The 18,865-nt window shown below is 44.1% G+C and carries 13 protein-coding genes; 8 read left to right on the forward strand and 5 right to left on the reverse strand.

Annotated features, from left to right (window positions below; all coding sequences use genetic code 11):
* Window positions 1–36 precede the first annotated feature (36 nt).
* Genes VM802_RS24500 through VM802_RS24515 form a run of 4 tightly spaced genes read left to right on the forward strand, consistent with a single transcriptional unit; the run spans window position 37 to window position 8,406 of the window.
* Window positions 37–3,015 carry a hypothetical protein gene (locus VM802_RS24500; RefSeq protein WP_325535603.1) on the forward strand — a complete coding sequence of 993 codons (2,979 nt, stop codon included), beginning with the start codon at window positions 37–39 and terminating at the stop codon, window positions 3,013–3,015.
* A gap of 31 nt (window positions 3,016–3,046) precedes the next feature.
* On the forward strand, window positions 3,047–7,519 hold the full coding sequence (locus VM802_RS24505; protein ID WP_325535605.1) for a DUF6443 domain-containing protein: 4,473 nt from the start codon (window positions 3,047–3,049) through the stop codon (window positions 7,517–7,519).
* Window positions 7,520–7,530: 11 nt separating this feature from the next.
* Window positions 7,531–8,004, forward strand: a complete 474-nt coding sequence (locus VM802_RS24510; protein ID WP_325535607.1) for a toxin-antitoxin system YwqK family antitoxin — start codon at window positions 7,531–7,533, stop codon at window positions 8,002–8,004.
* 3 nt (window positions 8,005–8,007) lie between these two features.
* Window positions 8,008–8,406 carry a hypothetical protein gene (locus tag VM802_RS24515; RefSeq protein WP_325535609.1) on the forward strand — a complete coding sequence of 133 codons (399 nt, stop codon included), beginning with the start codon at window positions 8,008–8,010 and terminating at the stop codon, window positions 8,404–8,406.
* Window positions 8,407–8,674: 268 nt separating this feature from the next.
* On the opposite strand, the gene VM802_RS24520 is transcribed toward VM802_RS24515, so the two are convergent.
* The 4 genes from VM802_RS24520 to VM802_RS24535 are packed head-to-tail and all read right to left on the reverse strand — an operon-like array spanning window position 8,675 to window position 11,388.
* Entirely contained in the window at window positions 8,675–9,361 is a 687-nt protein-coding gene (locus VM802_RS24520; protein ID WP_325535611.1) for a hypothetical protein, read from the reverse strand.
* Between the two features lies 1 nt (window position 9,362).
* On the reverse strand, window positions 9,363–9,734 hold the full coding sequence (locus tag VM802_RS24525; protein ID WP_325535613.1) for a GntR family transcriptional regulator: 372 nt from the start codon (window positions 9,732–9,734) through the stop codon (window positions 9,363–9,365).
* A gap of 11 nt (window positions 9,735–9,745) precedes the next feature.
* Window positions 9,746–10,549 (reverse strand): hypothetical protein, encoded by an 804-nt coding sequence (locus VM802_RS24530; RefSeq protein ID WP_325535615.1) that lies wholly within the window; start codon window positions 10,547–10,549, stop codon window positions 9,746–9,748.
* Between the two features lie 5 nt (window positions 10,550–10,554).
* Window positions 10,555–11,388 carry an ABC transporter ATP-binding protein gene (locus VM802_RS24535; RefSeq protein WP_325535617.1) on the reverse strand — a complete coding sequence of 278 codons (834 nt, stop codon included), beginning with the start codon at window positions 11,386–11,388 and terminating at the stop codon, window positions 10,555–10,557.
* A 276-nt stretch (window positions 11,389–11,664) separates the two neighbouring features.
* Between VM802_RS24535 and VM802_RS24540 the strand changes: the two genes are divergently transcribed.
* Both VM802_RS24540 and VM802_RS24545 read left to right on the forward strand, forming a co-directional pair.
* Entirely contained in the window at window positions 11,665–13,560 is a 1,896-nt protein-coding gene (locus VM802_RS24540) for a sensor histidine kinase (RefSeq protein ID WP_325535619.1), read from the forward strand.
* Window positions 13,529–15,442: a sensor histidine kinase gene (locus VM802_RS24545; protein ID WP_325535621.1), complete on the forward strand. Its 1,914-nt coding sequence runs from the start codon at window positions 13,529–13,531 to the stop codon at window positions 15,440–15,442. The genes VM802_RS24540 and VM802_RS24545 overlap by 32 nt, the downstream gene beginning before the upstream one ends.
* Window positions 15,443–15,522: 80 nt before the next feature.
* Here VM802_RS24545 and glyA read toward each other — a convergent pair whose 3' ends face one another.
* Window positions 15,523–16,800, reverse strand: coding sequence for a serine hydroxymethyltransferase (gene glyA / locus VM802_RS24550; RefSeq protein WP_325535623.1), 1,278 nt, complete (start codon window positions 16,798–16,800; stop codon window positions 15,523–15,525).
* Between the two features lie 129 nt (window positions 16,801–16,929).
* Between glyA and VM802_RS24555 the strand changes: the two genes are divergently transcribed.
* The gene (locus VM802_RS24555) at window positions 16,930–17,925 is read left to right on the forward strand and encodes a sugar phosphate nucleotidyltransferase (protein WP_325535625.1); all 996 of its coding nucleotides are present in this window, start codon (window positions 16,930–16,932) and stop codon (window positions 17,923–17,925) included.
* 127 nt (window positions 17,926–18,052) lie between these two features.
* The coding region (locus VM802_RS24560) for an NAD(P)H-dependent flavin oxidoreductase (RefSeq protein WP_325535627.1) at window positions 18,053–18,865 on the forward strand (813 nt) is incomplete at its 3' end.

The raw sequence follows: 18,865 nt of genomic DNA on the forward strand, positions 1-18,865 counted from the left end.
AAGTTTTACTTTAATCAGAAGGGGCAAGCTTTTTTAATGCCTAAGAAGAATATAAAAGTGGGCTTTAAACGAGAAACAAATGAAGCCTCAGCATTTACACTGACGGATGACAATGGGAACCAATATATTTATTCAAATATATCCAAAACGGAGACAGTTCCCGGTATTTCTGACGGGTGTGGAGGGGTTAGTCCTTCCCATCCCGTGTTTAAATATTGGTTTCAATACTACTCGTTGCCGTCATACTCCTATAGCTATTATCTGAGTAAGATTGTAACAAGGAATAATGATACTGTAAATTATAAATATGATGTGGCCTATGGCAATTATTCAAACCAGTGGACAGAAAGGAGAGCTGCACTTCCCTCTCCGGATGGAGCATGTTATGCAGCGCCGCCCTGCAAAGGTCTGAGCGCTGTTCAGATGAACTATTGCCGGGTCACAGAAATATCTTCGACGCGAGGGCATCTAATTCGCTTTGCATATGATGCCGCTGGAAGGAAAGATCTTTCCGGGGATAATGCACTAAAAGGGGTTGAAGTGTATTACGGCAATCAATTGTTGAAGAGATATATGTTGTCTTATGATTACTTCTCTACAGGAAATACTATCAATCCTTCGGCTGATGATTATAGATTAAAATTAACGGGTATCCAGGAAGAAGGGTTACCACCCTATAAATTCCGCTATAACGAGAGCACCCGTATGCCTCATCGTCTTTCCTTCGGTCAGGATCATTGGGGTTACTATAACGGAAGAGATGACAATAGTACATTATTGCCTAAGAATCCTGAATCGGGTTTTACAGAGGGGGCTAACAGAGACGTTGGTCCTGTCTTCAGCCAAGTGGGGGTATTAAACGGAATCATCTATCCGACCGGAGGGAAGACAACATTTATGTATGAGCAGAATGATTGTAAAGTTGAAGGTAAGGTCAGAGTCGTACAGCCAGGTGTGACAAGGAGAATTTTATCCCTTCCCGGGGAGACGGTCACCGGAACCTTCATTATTCCATCCGGAGCATACAGAATACTTGCCAGATGGAATGCGCCGGCTGTATCAGGGGATGAATATGTACGATTGACGAATCCTACAGGAGATACCAGAAATTATACTGGTAAATCCAAAACAGAAGGCGAAGCGCAGCTAAATGTTCCACCGGGAACTTATACTGTAGAGATTAAAACGAATTCAGATAATACGGACCCTTATTACCTCACTTTCTCGTGGTACACGGCCTCGGAAGTTGATACTATTTATAATCAACAAGTAGGGGGACTGAGGATTAAAAACATAACAAGCTACCAGGATACCATCACAGGGAGGGTCATTGCTTCCAAAAGTTATTCTTACAATAGCTTTGACCGGCCTCAGTTTTCAAGTGGTATGCCTGTGAATCCTCCGAAATATGAATATCAAACAAAATATCTGACGTATCGTGATGAATCTTCATTGACACCCTGGGCTTTATGCGATAATATTACTCAAACAGCGGGAAGCGTTCTTCCGCTGGGTGTTTTTCAGGGAGGTGCAACTGCTTATAACAATGTACAGGTAATGGATGACGCGATCGGAAAGAATGGTTATACCAGATACTATTTTAGTAATTCTCCTTTTGCCAAAGGATTTGATCAGTACCCCTTTACACCATTTATTTACCGTGACTGGAAAAATGGCCAGCTCAAAACATCTGCCACTGCAAAATTTAATGATAATAACTTTATCATTCAGGCAAAAGAGAATAAAGAATACTTCAATGAAGATATTGATGAGCAGAGCAGCGTGATGGGGTCTTCAATCGGAATCACTAGTATCATCAGAGTTGGACCTGGAGGGCATATACCTACGAATAGTCCAACGGATGGAACGTATGAAATCAACTTTTCAATATTACCATATTATTTTAATACAGGTAAATCCTGGTTGTTGAAAGAAGAGAAAGTAATGTTCCCTGATAATAGTATTAATGATTCTCTTGTTACAACTACCAGATACTTTTATAACAATTCCCGTCATTATAATCCTGTCAGGATTGAGGCCAGCACATCTGCCGGAGTTAATATCACTAAGTATAAGTATCCGCTGGATTATGACACAGCCAGTATTACTGATGCAAGCGGAAAAGGTATCACGACACTTGCCAGAAAGAATATCAGCAATGATCCTGTGGAAATATATCGCCTTGTAAAGAAGAACGGGAGCCAGGACTCTTTGGTAACGCAAGGTGTATTCCGGTATTTTAATTCACAATTCCCTTATGTGGATTCTGTACAGTACCTGGATATAAATGTACCGACCTTACAATTTGCAGGCTCTGACATCATTAATGGCCAGCTTGTTAAGAGTAATTTGTATAAAACAGAAGTGAATGGAATACGATACGATGAAAAGTATAACGTGCTGGAACAAAACTTCAAAAACGGGAAGCAAAAAGAAGCTTTTATCTGGAACTACAATAAAGCGCTGCCTGTTGCTAAAGTAGATAATGCTGGCTATGATGATATTGCCTATACAAGTTTTGAAGCGGAAAATGCAGGAAACTGGTCTTTCGCTGGTGCTCCATTAGCTGATGAAAGTTCGCCAACAGGTAGTAAATGTTATAATATTCAGGGTGGTGTAATCAGCAGAAGTTGTAATACTGCAAAGACTTATGTTGTTTCTTACTGGACGAAGAATGCAACGCCATTTGGCATCGCAGGAACTCAGAACGGCTACCCGGTGAAAGGCCGAAGCTATAATGGCTGGACTTGTTATGAGCATAAAATATCAGGGGTATCAGAGGTTAGAATATCCGGAACCGGTTTGATAGATGAATTGAGATTTTACCCTGCAGATGCCAGTATGCAGACATTTACCTATAATCCTTTAATCGGATTGTCTGCCGGATGTGATGAAAAGAATCAGATCAGTTATTATATCTATGATCTGCAGGGACGGCTTGTTTTGGTAAAGGATCAGGATGGCAAAGTGCTGAAGAAATTGGATTACCAGTACCAGATAGGAGTTGGCCAATAATTTCATTCATTATTACCCGAATTAATTAATCATGAAGACTTCTTATTCCTATAAGAAATATATTGGCTTGTTATTACTAGTGCTTGGGTCTAAAGCCGGATTCACACAGAACACGCCCATTATCGCCCCCCGCGTGCCCGTAGCAGCACCAGCTGCTCCTACGGGATACACAGCACCTACCATTAACTATATCCGCAGCTGGGAGCCTTCCATGCCTACCAGTGATCCCAATGCAGTAAACGGTGCCGCGAATGTCAGGGATGTGAAACAGACCACTCAATACTTTGATGGCCTGGGACGTCCGTTACAAACGGTGAGTAAAGGGATCAGCACAAACGGTAATGACATGGTTGTGCCGATCATTTACGATGAATTTGGAAGGGAACAATATAAATACCTGCCTTATGTACATCCGGCGGGGGATGGAAAATTCAAGACAGATCCCTTTAATACCCAGAGAAACTTTTACCAGGACACTACGCTCAATCCTGGTATTGGTGGGGAAGGCTATTATTACAGTCAGACCGATTATGAAGCATCTCCGCTTAACAGAGTATTAAGTACGTATGCCCCAGGCAATAGCTGGGCAAAGTCGTATGGTAACCGCCCTGTAAAAAGGCAATACCTGGTTAATACACGGGAGGATTCGGTTAGATCGTGGAATGTTTCCGGTAATTCAGTTGTCTCTCCTGGAACATATGATCCCGCGCAGCTTTACAAAAATATCACTACCGATGAAGCAGGAAATCAGATAGTGGAGTTTACCGATAAGGAGGGGCACATGATCCTTAAAAAAGTGCAGTTCGGTGACCAGCCAGGTACCGCACATATGGGATGGTTATGTACTTACTATATCTATGACGATCTGAATAACTTACGATTTGTTATTCCTCCCCTGGCGGTGGAGAAAATCACTAGTACCTGGGATGTTACGAATGTGGCTTACGGCCTGTGTTTTCAGTATCGTTATGACGGGCGTAATCGCATGATCATGAAAAAGGTGCCTGACGCTGATTCTGTGGAGATGGTGTATGACGTACGCGACAGGCTCGTATTCACCCGCGATGGCAATATGCGGCCTCCATATGGGAGTAACTGGCTGGTGACTTTTTATGATAACCTGAACAGACCAGTAGAAACAGCCTTGTATAATTCAGATGCCTCCAGGGAAACACTGCAATCGGCTATGAACAGTGCACTATCTGATGGCAGCACATCTTATCAGTATCCTGGTATCAGAGATCTTGTAGTTGCAGTAGATGACCGCAGCACCTATGTGGCTACAAATACTGTTGATATGGTAGATGGCTTTGATACCGGAGCTAATGACAGAGATGCCTTCATTGACCCTGCATTGTTGGGAGGAACAGTTAATATACCTGTTTCCAATCCACCTCCTGGCATTCCACAACAAAGTCTTACACCTTTGACGTATACTTTTTATGACGGGTATAATTATGATGGCGTACATGCAGCGGCGTCTAATGTCTTCAATGCGCCGCAGGCTGGAGACAACCCTTATGCTGAGCCATTGACAGCTACCAGCAACCTGACGATGGGGATGGTCACCGGTACCAAAGTAAGAGTATTGGGAACAGACCAATGGCTCACCGCCACTACTTATTATAATGATAAAGGCCGCCCTATACAGGTGATCGGTAATAATGCTACAGGTGGTAAAGACACATTGACTACGATGTATGATTTTAGCGGGAAGGTGCTCAGTACTTACCTGCGTCATAGTAATCCGCGGAGCGGGTTAGCCCCCTGGAATGCAGTATTGACTGTTATGAATTATGATGCAGCCGGAAGACTCACCAGTGTAAGGAAGCGGATTAACGATAACATTGCCCTGGAGAGAACGATTGCCGCCAATGATTACGATGAACTGGGACAGCTGAAAACCAAAACACTGGGCGTACAGCCTGGTGGTACGGCTATTGAGCAGTTATCATATGAGTATAATATTCGCGGCTGGCTCAAAAGTATCAGTAAGGATTACCTGAACAACGGAAACAATATTTCTCACTTCGGCCAGGAACTGAATTACGATTATGGGTTTAGGGAGAATGCATTCAATGGTAATATCGCCGGTATCCGCTGGAAAGGCTGGAATGATAAAACGCAGCGTGCCTATGGTTATGCCTATGATAAAGCTAACCGTCTTGCGAAAGGGGATTTTTCCCAGCGCAGCTCCACCGGCCAATGGTCAAACGCAGAGATGAACTTCAATGTGAACGGGCTCTCCTATGATGCGAACGGTAATATTACCTGGATGTCGCAGGATGGTATGAATGGTACTGCCGCCACCCCTATGGACAGACTGACTTATAATTACAAGCCTAATAGTAATCAGTTGCAGGCCGTAACCGATAATAGTTTCTTTACAGCACCATTAGGCGACTTCAAAGATGGGAACACCAGTGGCAATGATTATGATTATGACAGGAATGGGAATCTGAATAGGGATTTGAATAAATCAATCAGAACGATTGCGTATAATCACCTTAATCTTCCTGCAAAGATTATTTCCGATAAAGGAACCATTGACTACCTGTATGATGCTACCGGTAACAAATTGCAGAAGACGGTAACTGATAATACGGTTACACCTGCTAAAACCACTATTACTACCTATGCCGGCGGTATGGTGTATCAGAATGACACCCTACAATTCCTGGGGCATGAAGAAGGCCGCGTACGGCTGATATATAAAACCGGAGTAGCCCCTGAATATGTTTATGATTACTTCGTGAAAGATCACCTGGGTAACGTGCGTATGGTACTAACGGAGAAAAATGAAACCTCTACCTATGCCGCTACGATGGAAGCTCCTGCTGCGGCAAAGGAAAATGCATTATTCAGCAATATAGACGCTACCCGTGCTCCCAAGCCTGTTGGCTATCCCGATGATAACAGCACTGCAAAGAATGAAGCCGTTGCTAAACTGAGCGCGAAAGAAGGTGGTAAGAAGATAGGCCCTTCCCTGGTGTTGCGGGTAATGGCCGGAGATACCATCCAGATCGGCGCCAAAGCATTTTATAAATCGCAGGGGCCAAAAGACAAGCAACCTTCAGAAACCACCGCGGAGAATATGGTAGCCGATCTGCTACAGGCTTTTGGAGGCAATAATACCGCAGCGGGAGATCATGGCGCCGGCAGTGTGAATAACCAGACTCCATTTAATACCAACTTCTATAATAATGACTACAGGAAGTTGAAAGAGAAAGATCCTAATCAGAATCAACCAGATAAGCCAAAAGCCTATCTGAATTTTGCTTTGTTCGACGATCAGTTTAAATTAGTAGAGGAAAACAGCGGCGTCAGACAGGTAAAAGGAGAACCAGATCAGCTGCAAACACTGGCTGTAGATAAGATGCCTATCAAAAAGAGCGGCTTCCTTTACGTTTATGCCAGCAACGAAACCCCGCAGGATGTGTTCTTTGATAATGTGATCATAACCCAGGCAACCGGAACCGTGATAGAGGAGACGCATTATTATCCGTTTGGGCTGACGATGGCGGGGATTAGTTATAATGCGTTTATGGGGAGGAAGTATCCGGAGAACCGTTTCAAGTATAATGGGAAAGAGTTGCAGAATAAAGAGTTTGGAGATGGTAGTGGGTTGGAGTGGTATGATTATGGAGCGAGGATGTATGATGCGCAGATTGGGAGATGGCATGTAATAGATCCATTACTTGAATTAAACAGAAGGCAAACTCCATATAATTACGCATATAATAATCCATTAAAATTTATTGACCCAGACGGCATGGCTGTAGAGGATGTAGTTGGAGGAACAAGGTATACAGGAGAAGATGCAATTGACATGTTTTATCAATTGCGTTCTGGTTTTCAGGATAAACAGAAAAAGAAAATTCAAAATAAAAATGGCTCTTCTATAGCAACAGATAATCAAACAACTCCTGAAGTCCCTTACGGCGAGATGGTTACCTTGGTAAAGGATCGATCTGAACATGTTCTTAAATATAACTTAATGATTCCTTTTGGCCATAATACCAGAGCTACAGATGCGGTACTTTTAAAAGCGTTTTTAATTAATAAATTGGCCAGCCTTTTAGATTTCGCAATCACAGCGAATGATTTGTTAAAGATGGCACAAAATACAACTCAAGGTTCTAATGCTGATTTAGAAATTCCATTTATAGGAAGTGTTACTCAAACTATAGTGGATCAATACGTAGGGGAAACTGATAAGTTTATCATTGAGGCTGCTTTTAAGCAAGGATATAAAGATATAGCCAGAATGCTAAATTCATCAGTGGGTAAAAGAAGCGGTATTCAAGGTGGCTATATTACAGCGGATCAATTACCCTCCTTAGTAAGTAATGGATTGGACTTGAATAAACGGCAACTTACACGCTTTAATAAATATCCAGATTCACCGCCCAATACAGAGGTGAAAAAATATACATATTTGATATTATACAATGGTAGTAGTAAGGGAAGAATAACTGATTTTTCAATAGTTCCAATTAAATAGAAATTATATATATGTTGAGTGAATTACATGGAATATCTATAACGAGATATTTACTATTAATTTTATTTTTATGTGCGTGTAATCCTCTGAAAACACAGAGGGGCAAAATTGATGATTACAAAAAAGTGAATATTATCTCGAGTACAGGTGATACAATACGAGATAACAGCTATGAGATTTATATATCTAAATCAGATACGTCAAGAAAGATGCTGCGATATTATTGGGAGAATGGGCAACTTCAAGCAGAAAGTTATTTTCAGAACGGCAAAAAAGTAGGTAAATGGTCAACTTATTTTGATAATGGTGCGCTGGCTTCAGAGGGCAACTTTGTGGGAGATGAGAAGAATGGCGAATTTCGAGTTTACCACAACAATGGTAAACTATCCGTTATAGAACACTATACTAACGGTATAAAATCTAATGATTGGCATTTTTATGATACTTTGGGGAAGGAGATTAAGGTTGAACATTATAAAAAATAAATTATGCTTGAGCGTTTCAAAAGAATTCTTTTTAAACAGAAAAGAGAAGTGCCTAGTGATCTGAAAGAGACTGGAGAATGTATAAAGGTGAATACAGAAAATATCGAAATAAGCCCTGTGAATTATACCGAGGAGGTTGAGCAAGGGGGAGCTTTGGAAATTAGGATGCTTGATGCTTTGAGTGGTAAGAAGCGGATGGAAAATATTGCAATTAATGCTTGTTATTTAGTCTATAATCACAAAACAGAAGATGGAAAAGAAAGACGACTTATTAGCTCTATAATTCATAAAGATAAATCAACATTATCTTTTCTATTATTAAATCAGGGAGAGATAAATATTTACTTAGAATCCAAGGATTCTGATAAGTATTTTTTTGACCTAGAATTCCTTGAGAGATAATGCCAAGTTTAAAGTAGACAATAATAGAGAGATGGAAGACAAAGATTGATTTTCATGCTAAGTAGGCCATTGTTCTTTTTCTATTCAAGTGAAGAATATTGCCTATAATTACTTGTTACTGTGTGAATAGCGTTATTCTGCGCTGATTAATTAACGCAGAATGTAAGTATAATAAAATAGGTCCTGATAGACATCAGGACCTATTTTATTATACTTATAGTGATTCTATTGGAGAACGTACAATGGTTTTGTAAAAACGTACTTCTAACTATTTTATGAGTTTAACTTTCGACATAACTTCCGGAGCGATCCATATTTCACGAAGGCTATCCAATGACATTTCGCCGTATTTATAGGGTGCTTGCCAGTTCAGCGTTCCGCTTTTGCCAAGCTGCAGGTGCAATGAATCAATTTTGCTTCCTCCATCTATATAAATCTTGTTGAGTGCACCGCCCTTGTAGGTGAATGAGCCCACTTTAATATCATCGATATTTGCTTCTGTAGCAGGGCTCATGTCTATGCGTAGGGAGGGCGATGTAATATCATGCAGGTTCAGGTTGCAGTATTCACTACGGATGCTTTCGAGCGAGGGGCATCCGATGGAGAGCTGCCCGTTGCTATTGATGTTGACGAAGAGGGTGTCACCGTTCTGGCGGGTGGCCACCTTTGCGTTGGCCAGGCGCGACAGGGTGAATTTATTGTCCTTGTGGACCTCTACCCAGGTGGTGGCGCCGTCGCTGATGGCGCTGCTGCTTTCCAGCAGGTGATCATCGACCAGTACCAGTGCCTTAAACGCAGACACTTCCAGGGTTTGCATCTGTTGTGCGTTGTCTCTATGGTTCTGTGTATTGGTGATGCCTTTGCTAAAGTTGGCGCGCAGTACGATATTGGTGAACAGCATCAATAACACGAGCAGACCAGCGAAGCCCAATAATAATTTATTACCTGTTTTCATGTTATCTGAAGTTTGATTTTTTATATTTTTCAAAATGGGGTTTCAACTCATCCAGCTCGATGTCGAGCAGGTAGATGTTGCGGAAGAAGCGGGGCAGTTCGTTGCTGATGAAAGCATCCTTGCGGAACAGCTTGATCTTCTTTGTTGCATCAGGGCTGATGAAGTAGCCGATCCCTCTTTTATTGTAGATGATCTCCTGTTGCTGTAGCAACTCACAGGTGCGCATCACCGTGTTGGGATTTACTTCCAGCTGGACCGCCAGCTCCCGCACAGAGGGAATGCGTTCTTCCGCTTTCCAATTGTGCAATAGCACCTGGTCGCATATGTAGTCTGCAATCTGCAGATATATGGCTTGTGATTCTTTAAATTCCATCTCATCAAGTTTTAAATTTCCTTATCCTTTAAACGGAAGTAGGCAAGTACCCATATGATGGGAGCCAGCAGGTATTTGGCGGCGAAAATATAGACGTGCTGCATGCTTTCAGGGATAAGGTATACCGTACCTCCCTGCAGCTGGTTGTTGACGTTTACCAACACGAAAGGCACTGCCGCGCCGTGATTCCACAAATGGCTGCCAAACAGGATGTTGGCAAACAGTACATTGATAAGCGCCAGAAGGATAAATACAACCGGTATTGCCAGCGTGGTTTTTATATAGCCGTACTTGTGGAAAAAAGTGGCTCCCAGCAGGAACATAGCGTGTTGGAATATGAACGCATAATACAAATAGATATGCCCGTCTTTTGTTGAGAAGAAGCTCCAGTCCTTAATGATATGGGTACCATGTAATGAGTAACGGAGGGTATCCACCAACCAGAATGCCGTATAAGCGCATACGTGATAGACTGCCAGGAAGCCTACGGAAGTGATCAACAGTGCTGTGAGGTATTTCTCAAACTGTGACGCCGGTAGCATCAAGAAGTCTACTCCTTTTTCTTTATGTCCCAGTTCACTGAAGGATCTGGCGGTAAACATCAGTCCAACTACAAAAAGACCGATATAGTAAAAGGGGACAAGTTGATTGAGCGATCCTCCCTCGTTGCCCTTGATCTGCATAGTTGCGGGGACAAAGGCCAGTAACGCTGTGATAGCGAGTGTGCTGAGCAGATAAAACCGGATGGATTCGCTGAGGTGCTTCCTGAGATAAAATCCAAATCTCTGGGGATCAAATATATTATTGGCTTGCATACGGGTCAGTTAAAAAGTTCCTGAATAGGTTGGCGGTTGGAGAGTACGGCGTTGAACAGTAGTTCCATGTCTATTTTGCTCTGTTCGTTGTGTATGTTTTTCATTACGACAGCGTGGCCGCGGAGAGAACTATCGGAGTACAGGATATGCTGGCGGTCGTCCAGCTGGCTGAGCTGTCTGAAACTCAGTTTATCCGTTACTGTGCCTACTTCCTGGTTGAAGATGATTTTGTGATCATCGATGATTACGATGCTGTCGATGAGATTGTCGAGGTCTCTCACCTGGTGCGTGGAGATCACGATGCATTTTTCTTCGCTTACCGCTGCGGCTATCACTTTGCGAAACTGGCTCTTGGACGGAATATCGAGGCCGTTGGTGGGCTCGTCCATGATCAGTACTTTGGTGTTGGTGGCGAGTGCAAAGCTGATGAGCACTTTTTTCTTTTGTCCGTACGACATGCTGGTAAGCTGCTGCCCCTGTGGGATGTCGAATTCCTTGAGGTAGGAATAGAATGCCTGCTCATCGAAGGATGGGTAAAAGGGAGAATAGAGCGATACATATTTGCTTACAGTCACCTTTGGCAGGTAGAATTCTTCCGGTACCAGGAATATCTCACGGAGAACGGCCGGCAGCCTTTTATAGGAGGGATAGCCCATTATCTCGCAGGAGCCGCCATCGGGAAACAGCAGGCCGGAGATTTGTTTCAGGAGTGTCGACTTCCCGGCGCCGTTCTTCCCCAGTAAGCCATAGATGTGGCCGGCATGCAACTGAAGGTTCAGGCCATCAAAGAGGGGCTTGTTTTTCCGATAGCTGAATTTCAGGGATTGGATGTTAATCATAAGGTGTGTTTTAGTGTACTACTTAACTAGTACACTGTAAAGGTAGCTGTTTTTTTCAAACGGCCAAACTTTTCTTCGGGCATGAAAACTCCAACGGTCCCGGATGCGTATATACTTAACCCTGACAGCTGTTTTACTCTATAATGCCTCATTAACAAGAAAAACCTTTTTGCGTAACTAAATACTAAAGGACACATATCACAGGATCGGATATAAAAGATTCGTATGAGGTTATTATTGATGCTTTGCCGTAGATCAACAAGGTATTGTATTCCCATGGCGATATGGTTGTGGTGGGGTGTTGGCTTATTGCAGGCGCAGCGCAACCCGGCTGACAGTCTGTGCTATGTTGATAAGTTGAACCATACTGCTACTGCTTACCTGTACCGGCAGCTGGATTCTTCTTTTGTTTATGTAAACAAGGCCCAGCAGGCGGCCACCATGTTGGGATATACGCGTGGCAAAGCCGTTGCCTGGCTCACATTAGGCCGGTATTACAGTCTCAGGAGCAATTATTACCTGGCTGCGCGTTATTATCTTGATGCACTGAAAGCCTTTCAGGAGATACATGATAATGCCGGGATCTGCCTGATTAACGCTTGCCTGGCTGTTTATTATCAGCAATCCAAGCAATCGGTGCTGGCGGCTCAATACATAGACAAGGCCGTATATACGGCACGTGGGTTGTGGAATGATTCCGTGTATGCTATTACGTTAGCCTCCTATGCTATGGTGAACATCAACGATGCTGAAAAAAAGGACTCTGCCACCTGGGCCATACGTACAGCCCGTAATATATTTAGCCGCTACCGCGATACTGCCAGCCTGTTACAGCTGGATCTCCTGGAGGCACAGGTATCATTGCCAGCAACAGCAGGGGAGAATAAACTGACGTCTGTCATTAACCAGGCTGCTGCGGGTGCTTACAGGTATCCTGCTATGGAGGCGTACCGTCTGCTGGCGCTCCACGTTCCGGAGAAAGGCCGTTCTGTTCACTATCTCACGCAAATGGTTGATCTGGCAATAGCCGGCGGCTACCGCGAACTCATGCTGCCATATGCCATCCAACTTTATGACTGGTACATGAAACAGGGACAGCCTTCAACTGCGGCCCGTTACAGCAGCCTCTTACTGGATATATTCAACAGAAATGATGCAGTTAAATCCAATGGCGAGATGGATTATATCTCCTATTATACTCAACAGCATAATATTAATGCGCTGCAACTTAGTCATGATACCCAGCAGGCTATTTTACAACGCAGTCAACTGGAAAACAGCAACCGTCTGCATCTTATTGTTGCCCTGGTAATTATAATACTGCTGACGGCTCTGTTGGGAATATATTTCTATCGATCCTATAAAAAGAACCAACGGTATGCACTGCTGCTGGCCGTAAAAAATGAAGAGGTTTCTGAAAAGAATATTACCCTGCAACGACATGATGATTTCAAAAACAAACTAGTGTCTATGATTGCGCACGACTTCAGATCGCCGCTCAGTAATATTATCAACATAACAACTTTTCTCAAGGAAGAAATGCTGACAACTGAGGAGGCTGCTGAATGGATGCAGGAGGTGGAGTCTACAACCGGTAATACACTCAAAACATTCGATAATATCCTGACGTGGATTAATTCGCAGCTCTCCGGCTTTAGCTATGATCCGCAACCTTGTACACCTGCTATCATGATCACAGAAACGTTGCAGTATTTTGAAAGCTTCATCCATGAAAAAAAGTTGCAGGTGGAGGTAGATATTCCTTCTTCTGTTACGGTATTTGCGGATCATGAAATGCTGCAATTCATACATCGCAATTTCATTCACAATGCCATTAAATTCTCACCGTCAGGCGGAACGATTATCATTACTGCCGGGATGCAGGATGATGACTTCATGTTGTCTGTAGCTGACGAAGGCCCTGGTATTTCTGCTGATATATTACCCTGCCTGTTTGAATTCAGCAGGAGTAAATCCGGTAAGGGAGAAAACAGAGGGGCTGGTCTTGCGCTGATTATCTGTAAAGATTTCATGGATAAAATGAAGGGGCGGCTGCATGGCGGCAATCGCCAGCAGGGAGGCGCTGTATTATCTTATACGTTGCCGCCGGCGAGGTTATCATCCATTAAAAAAGGACACCATGCGACAACACTTAGTAAGACTTCCATATAAAGTAGTGATACGTTATTGTGTCCTGTTGTGGATTACCGGCAGCAGTTTGCAGGTGAATGCACAGGAGAATAAGATCCGGAAATGGAAGGACAGCCTGCTGATTGTAAAAGACAGCAACCGTTATGCTATCATACTTAATAACATCTCCTTCTATTATCATCGCAGTAACCTCGACAGTTGCCTGCTGTATGCTATGAAAGCCCTGGAAATATCAGTGCGCAGGCATCATAAGGAAGGTCAATCTTATGCCTATACGAATTTTGCCAATTATCATAATGTAAGACGAAACTATAAACTGGCTATCATCTATAATTATGAGGCGCTGAAACTTGATGAGGCACTGAAAGATTCGTCGGGGATGGCAATTGACCTGGGCAACCTGGCACTGGCTTATAAGAACGATGGCAACCTAAAGATGGCTGATTATTATGGGCATGAGTCGATGCGGTTAAGTGACCGGTTTCCTGAGCGCAGCGATCTCGATATTGATCTGTGCAATTATCTTATCTACAACTGGAATAATACTTCGCGGCGAGACTCTGTAAAATGGGCGTTAGAGCGGCTGCGCGGGCTTACCGCAAAGGCGCCGTATACGCAGGAATGGTATTATGTGAAGTTATTTGATATTTTAAAGCAGATTAAGACGCAGTCTTTTGCTGAAACGGAGAAAGACCTGAATATACTGGCAGAGGAGGCCCACAGAAGAGATCTTCCAGAGATTGAATTGTCGATATATTATTGTTTCGCGAGAAAACTGCCCCGCATGGGGTATGTTGTTGACAGCATTGCGTATGCAGAGAAGGCTTTTGCATTGGCAAAGAAAGGTGGCGATTATAATGAGATGGATACTTATGTGGGTATGCTATACCGGCATTATCTGGCGGCTGGAAACTGGCGGCGGGTTGGCATTTACGGTAATGCTATCAGAACGTTGACAGTATCTGCACAGGCAGGTGTGGGTAAATTGCCGGTGGTGGATTACCTCAGTTATTTTCTGAAAGAGCAACAGCGTAATGAATTGTATATCCGGAATCATTTACAGCGGCAGGCTATTATAGAGAGCGGGTTACAGCGTGAAGGCCATCGGCTGCTACTGATATTTATAGGTGTGATACTTGTGTTGCTCATTGTTTTTGCAGCCATCTATACCTGGTCTTACTTTTCGATGCGTAATTATGCCCGCAGACTGGTAGTACTTAATACCGATATAACAGATAAGAATAAACGATTACAGCTTAATGATGAATTCAAAACCCGGTTGCTGCTGTTGATAGCGCATGACTTTCGCTCTCCGTTGAATGATATTCTCCACATTGCGGCGTCCTGGAAAAAGAGCAGGCATGATCGCAGCCGGATGCTGGGAAGCATCGGTCGTGTTGAACTGGCTTCCAAAAGAACGCTCGACAGCTTTGATGGTATATTACGCTGGATCAGGTCGCAATTTTCAGGCTATGTATATATCCCGGCAATCATCAACATAAAAAGAACGATGACTACCGCCATACAATATATTCAGTATGATGCTGATGAAAAGAAGGTGCAGGTAATTCTCAGCGTGCCTATTGCGGTTACGGTGGCGGCCAATCATGAAATGTTGCAGTTTGTAAACAACAATCTATTGCAGGAAATGCTGTTGCATATAAGAGATGAGGGTACTGTTACTATCACGGCTCAACAGGAGGCCGGTACGGTACGGGTAATCGTGGAAGGTTTTCCTGTTGTGACTCCACAGTCGGTATTGCGGGCACCGGATCTGCTACAGGATGATAAACTTTTGTTGGTTACTTGCCGGGAATTTATAGATAGGATGGATGGTACTTTTCATATCCGCCAGAAGAGCCACGACAACCTCATGTTCATATATGCGTTACCGCAGGTATAAAAGAGAAGCTGCCGGTAGGGCAGCTTCTCTATCTTAATAAAAAAATAATCTAACAATATATCATCAGGGAACTATCCTCATTACAGTTCAGGGTATAATGGGAACTGCTGCATAAAGCCGTTCACTTCTCCCCTGATTTTGGTGATGAGTGCTTCGTTGTCTGCATCCATCAGCACCTGGTCGATCCAGTCAACGATCTGGCCCATATGGTTTTCGTTGAGGCCACGGGTGGTGATAGCAGGAACGCCAATGCGGATACCGGAAGTGATGAAAGCAGATTTGTCGTCGAAGGGCACCATGTTTTTGTTGATGGTGATATCGGCTTTAACGAGGGTCTGTTCTGCTTTTTTGCCGGAAATATTTTTGTTGCGGAGGTCGATCAGCATGAGGTGGTTGTCTGTACCGCCGCTGATGATCTGGTAGCCTTTATCGACGAAGTGTTTCGCCATAGACTGTGCATTTTTCAGGATCTGTTTGGCGTAGGCATCGTATTCGTCGGTGAGGATTTCGAAGAAGGATATTGCTTTGGCAGCGATTACGTGTTCGAGGGGACCGCCCTGGATGCCAGGGAATACAGAAGTATCAATTACGGAGCTCATCATGCGGGTTTCGCCTTTCGGGGTTTTGAGGCCGAAAGGATTTTCGAAGTCTTTACCCATGAGGATCATACCACCGCGGGGGCCGCGCAGTGTTTTATGCGTGGTAGTAGTTACGAAGTGGCAGTGTTCAAATGGAGAGTTCAGCAATCCTTTGGCGATGAGACCTGCGGGGTGAGCGATGTCGGCCAGTACAAAGGCGCCAACCTGGTCTGCAATAGCGCGGATGCGTTTGTAGTCCCAGTCGCGGCTGTAAGCAGAGGCGCCGCATACGATCAGTTTTGGTTTCTCGCGGTTAGCTATTTCCTCCATTTTATCGTATTCTACGAGGCCGGTTTCTCTGTTAACGCCGTAGAAGTGTGGCTGGTAGAGCTTTCCGGAGTAGTTTACTGCGGAGCCATGGGTAAGGTGACCGCCCATGCTGAGATCGAGGCCGAGGATTTTATCGCCGGGTTGCAGGATGGCCAGCATTACGGCAGCATTGGCCTGTGCGCCGGAGTGAGGCTGCACGTTGGCATATTCTGCACCAAATATTTGTTTAGCCCTGTCAATAGCCAATTGTTCGCTCTGATCAACTATTTCGCAGCCTGCATAGTATCTTTTGCCGGGATACCCTTCTGCGTATTTGTTTGTCATCACATTGCCCATAGCCTGCATTACCTGGAGGCTGGTGAAGTTTTCGGATGCGATCAATTCGATGCCGTGGCGTTGACGCTCCAGTTCCTGACGGATTATATCAAATATTTGCTGGTCTCTTTGCATGATACCTAAAAATTTGGTGCAAAAATAAAGTAAAGAAGTATCAATTGCAATTCCGTCCATTAATTCGATTTAAACTTAAAATTGTGCTATTTTCGCGGCATTCGGATGCACATTCCTAACTACAATTAAATGAAGGCAATTATACCCGTGGCCGGCGCAGGCACTAAACTACGGCCACATACATATACACAACCTAAAGCATTGATACCTCTGGCAGGCCGCACGATACTCAGTATCATCGTGGATCAGCTGGTTGAGGCTGGCATTAAGGAATTTGTATTTGTGGTAGGTTATCTGGGTGAAAAGATTCAGCATTATGTTGAAAAAAAGTATCCACAGCTGACCTGTCATTTTGTACAGCAGAATAGTCGTGAAGGAACCGGCCATGCCATTGCGCTTACCCGTGATGTGGTGGCAGGCGAAGAGATTTTGATCGTGCTGGGAGATACTATCTGTGAATGCGATTTCAAGGAAGTAATTGCTTCCCCCTACTCGGTGCTGGGCCTGAAGAAAGTGGATGATCCGCGTAACTTCGGTGTGGCAGAAGTAGATGAAAACGGAAAGATCATCCGGGTGGTGGAGAAACCGCAGATACCTAAGTCCAATCTTGCACTGGTGGGGCTTTACAAGATTAAGGAAAGCGAGCAGCTATATCAGTGCCTGCAAACCAATATTGATAACCAGGTAAAATCGCACGATGAGTTTCAGCTCACCGATGCGCTGGAGTGCATGATAGAGCAGCATGGCGTGCAATTCAATGCATTCAAGGTAAGCAACTGGTTTGACTGCGGCCGTAAAGACACACTGCTTGAAACCAATGCCATCCTGCTGAAGAAATATAAGCTGGCCAGCAATCCTGTGCTGCCATTTGAGAATACGATCATTATCCCGCCGGTGAGTATCGGTGAGGGATGCAATATCAAAAACTCTATTATCGGCCCCAATGTAGCCGTGGGTGATAATACTGTTATCAATTATTCTATTGTAAAAGATTCTATCATCGGCTCCTTCAGCAATCTGTATGAAGTGGTGCTGAAATCTTCACTTATCGGCAGTGATGCCAATATCCGCGGGCTTAGCCAGAGCCTGAACATCGGTGACAACACAGAAATAGACCTGGGTTGATTTTGTTATTTGGTTATTTTATTATTTTTAGATGCAGCGAAGATTAACTTCTGATTTTTGACATAATATCATCTTCGCTGCATTTAAGAATAGTCATATAGCTACATAACAAAATAACTAAATATCAATGAACCGCATCTGTAATCTCTTCAATATTCAATACCCAATTGTACAGGCCGGAATGATATGGGCCAGCGGGTGGCGTTTAGCCAGTGCCGTTAGCAATGCAGGCGGACTGGGGCTGATAGGTGCGGGCAGCATGTACCCGGATGTATTGCGTGAACACATACAGAAGTGTAAACAAGCTACCGATAAACCGTTTGGGGTGAACGTGCCATTGCTCTATCCTGATATCGATAAACTGATGGACATTATCCTGGAGGAAAAGGTGCAGGTGGTGTTTACGTCAGCTGGCAATCCCAAAACCTGGACTCCAGTGCTGAAAGCTGCGGGTGTGCAGGTGGTGCATGTGGTATCCAGTTCGGTGTTTGCACAAAAGAGTGAGGCGGCTGGTGTGGATGCTGTGGTAGCAGAGGGGTTTGAGGCTGGTGGACATAACGGCCGTGAGGAAACCACCACTATGGTGCTGATACCGGCGGTATGCGAAAAGGTAACGATCCCGGTGATCGCAGCTGGCGGCATCGGCTCCGGAAAGGCTATGGCCGCGGCTTTTGCGCTGGGAGCAGAGGGAGTGCAGGTAGGCAGCCGCTTCGTAGCTACATCGGAGGCATCATCACATATCAATTTCAAAGAGGCCGTGGTAAATGCCAAAGAAGGCGACACTATGCTGAGTCTGAAGAAGCTCACACCGGTACGGTTGATCAAGAATCATTTTTACGAAGCCGTTAAAACGGCGGAAGACGGCGGTGCTGATGTGGAAGCCCTGAAAGCCTTGCTGGGGCGAGCCCGTGCCAAGAAAGGCATGTTTGAAGGAAACCTG

The sequence above is a fragment of the Chitinophaga sp. genome, assembly GCF_035538455.1.
In the GTDB taxonomy this organism is placed as follows: domain Bacteria; phylum Bacteroidota; class Bacteroidia; order Chitinophagales; family Chitinophagaceae; genus Chitinophaga.

What these genes read in the sequence shown, in the direction of transcription:
- VM802_RS24500 (WP_325535603.1), top strand. Translation starts at nt 37, where the DNA reads ATGCCTAAGAAGAATATAAAAGTGGGCTTTAAACGAGAAACAAATGAA.
- VM802_RS24505 (WP_325535605.1), top strand. Translation starts at nt 3,047, where the DNA reads ATGAAGACTTCTTATTCCTATAAGAAATATATTGGCTTGTTATTACTA.
- VM802_RS24510 (WP_325535607.1), top strand. Translation starts at nt 7,531, where the DNA reads ATGTTGAGTGAATTACATGGAATATCTATAACGAGATATTTACTATTA.
- VM802_RS24515 (WP_325535609.1), top strand. Translation starts at nt 8,008, where the DNA reads ATGCTTGAGCGTTTCAAAAGAATTCTTTTTAAACAGAAAAGAGAAGTG.
- VM802_RS24520 (WP_325535611.1), bottom strand. Translation starts at nt 9,361, where the DNA reads ATGAAAACAGGTAATAAATTATTATTGGGCTTCGCTGGTCTGCTCGTG.
- VM802_RS24525 (WP_325535613.1), bottom strand. Translation starts at nt 9,734, where the DNA reads ATGGAATTTAAAGAATCACAAGCCATATATCTGCAGATTGCAGACTAC.
- VM802_RS24530 (WP_325535615.1), bottom strand. Translation starts at nt 10,549, where the DNA reads ATGCAAGCCAATAATATATTTGATCCCCAGAGATTTGGATTTTATCTC.
- VM802_RS24535 (WP_325535617.1), bottom strand. Translation starts at nt 11,388, where the DNA reads ATGATTAACATCCAATCCCTGAAATTCAGCTATCGGAAAAACAAGCCC.
- VM802_RS24540 (WP_325535619.1), top strand. Translation starts at nt 11,665, where the DNA reads ATGGCGATATGGTTGTGGTGGGGTGTTGGCTTATTGCAGGCGCAGCGC.
- VM802_RS24545 (WP_325535621.1), top strand. Translation starts at nt 13,529, where the DNA reads ATGCGACAACACTTAGTAAGACTTCCATATAAAGTAGTGATACGTTAT.
- glyA (WP_325535623.1), bottom strand. Translation starts at nt 16,800, where the DNA reads ATGCAAAGAGACCAGCAAATATTTGATATAATCCGTCAGGAACTGGAG.
- VM802_RS24555 (WP_325535625.1), top strand. Translation starts at nt 16,930, where the DNA reads ATGAAGGCAATTATACCCGTGGCCGGCGCAGGCACTAAACTACGGCCA.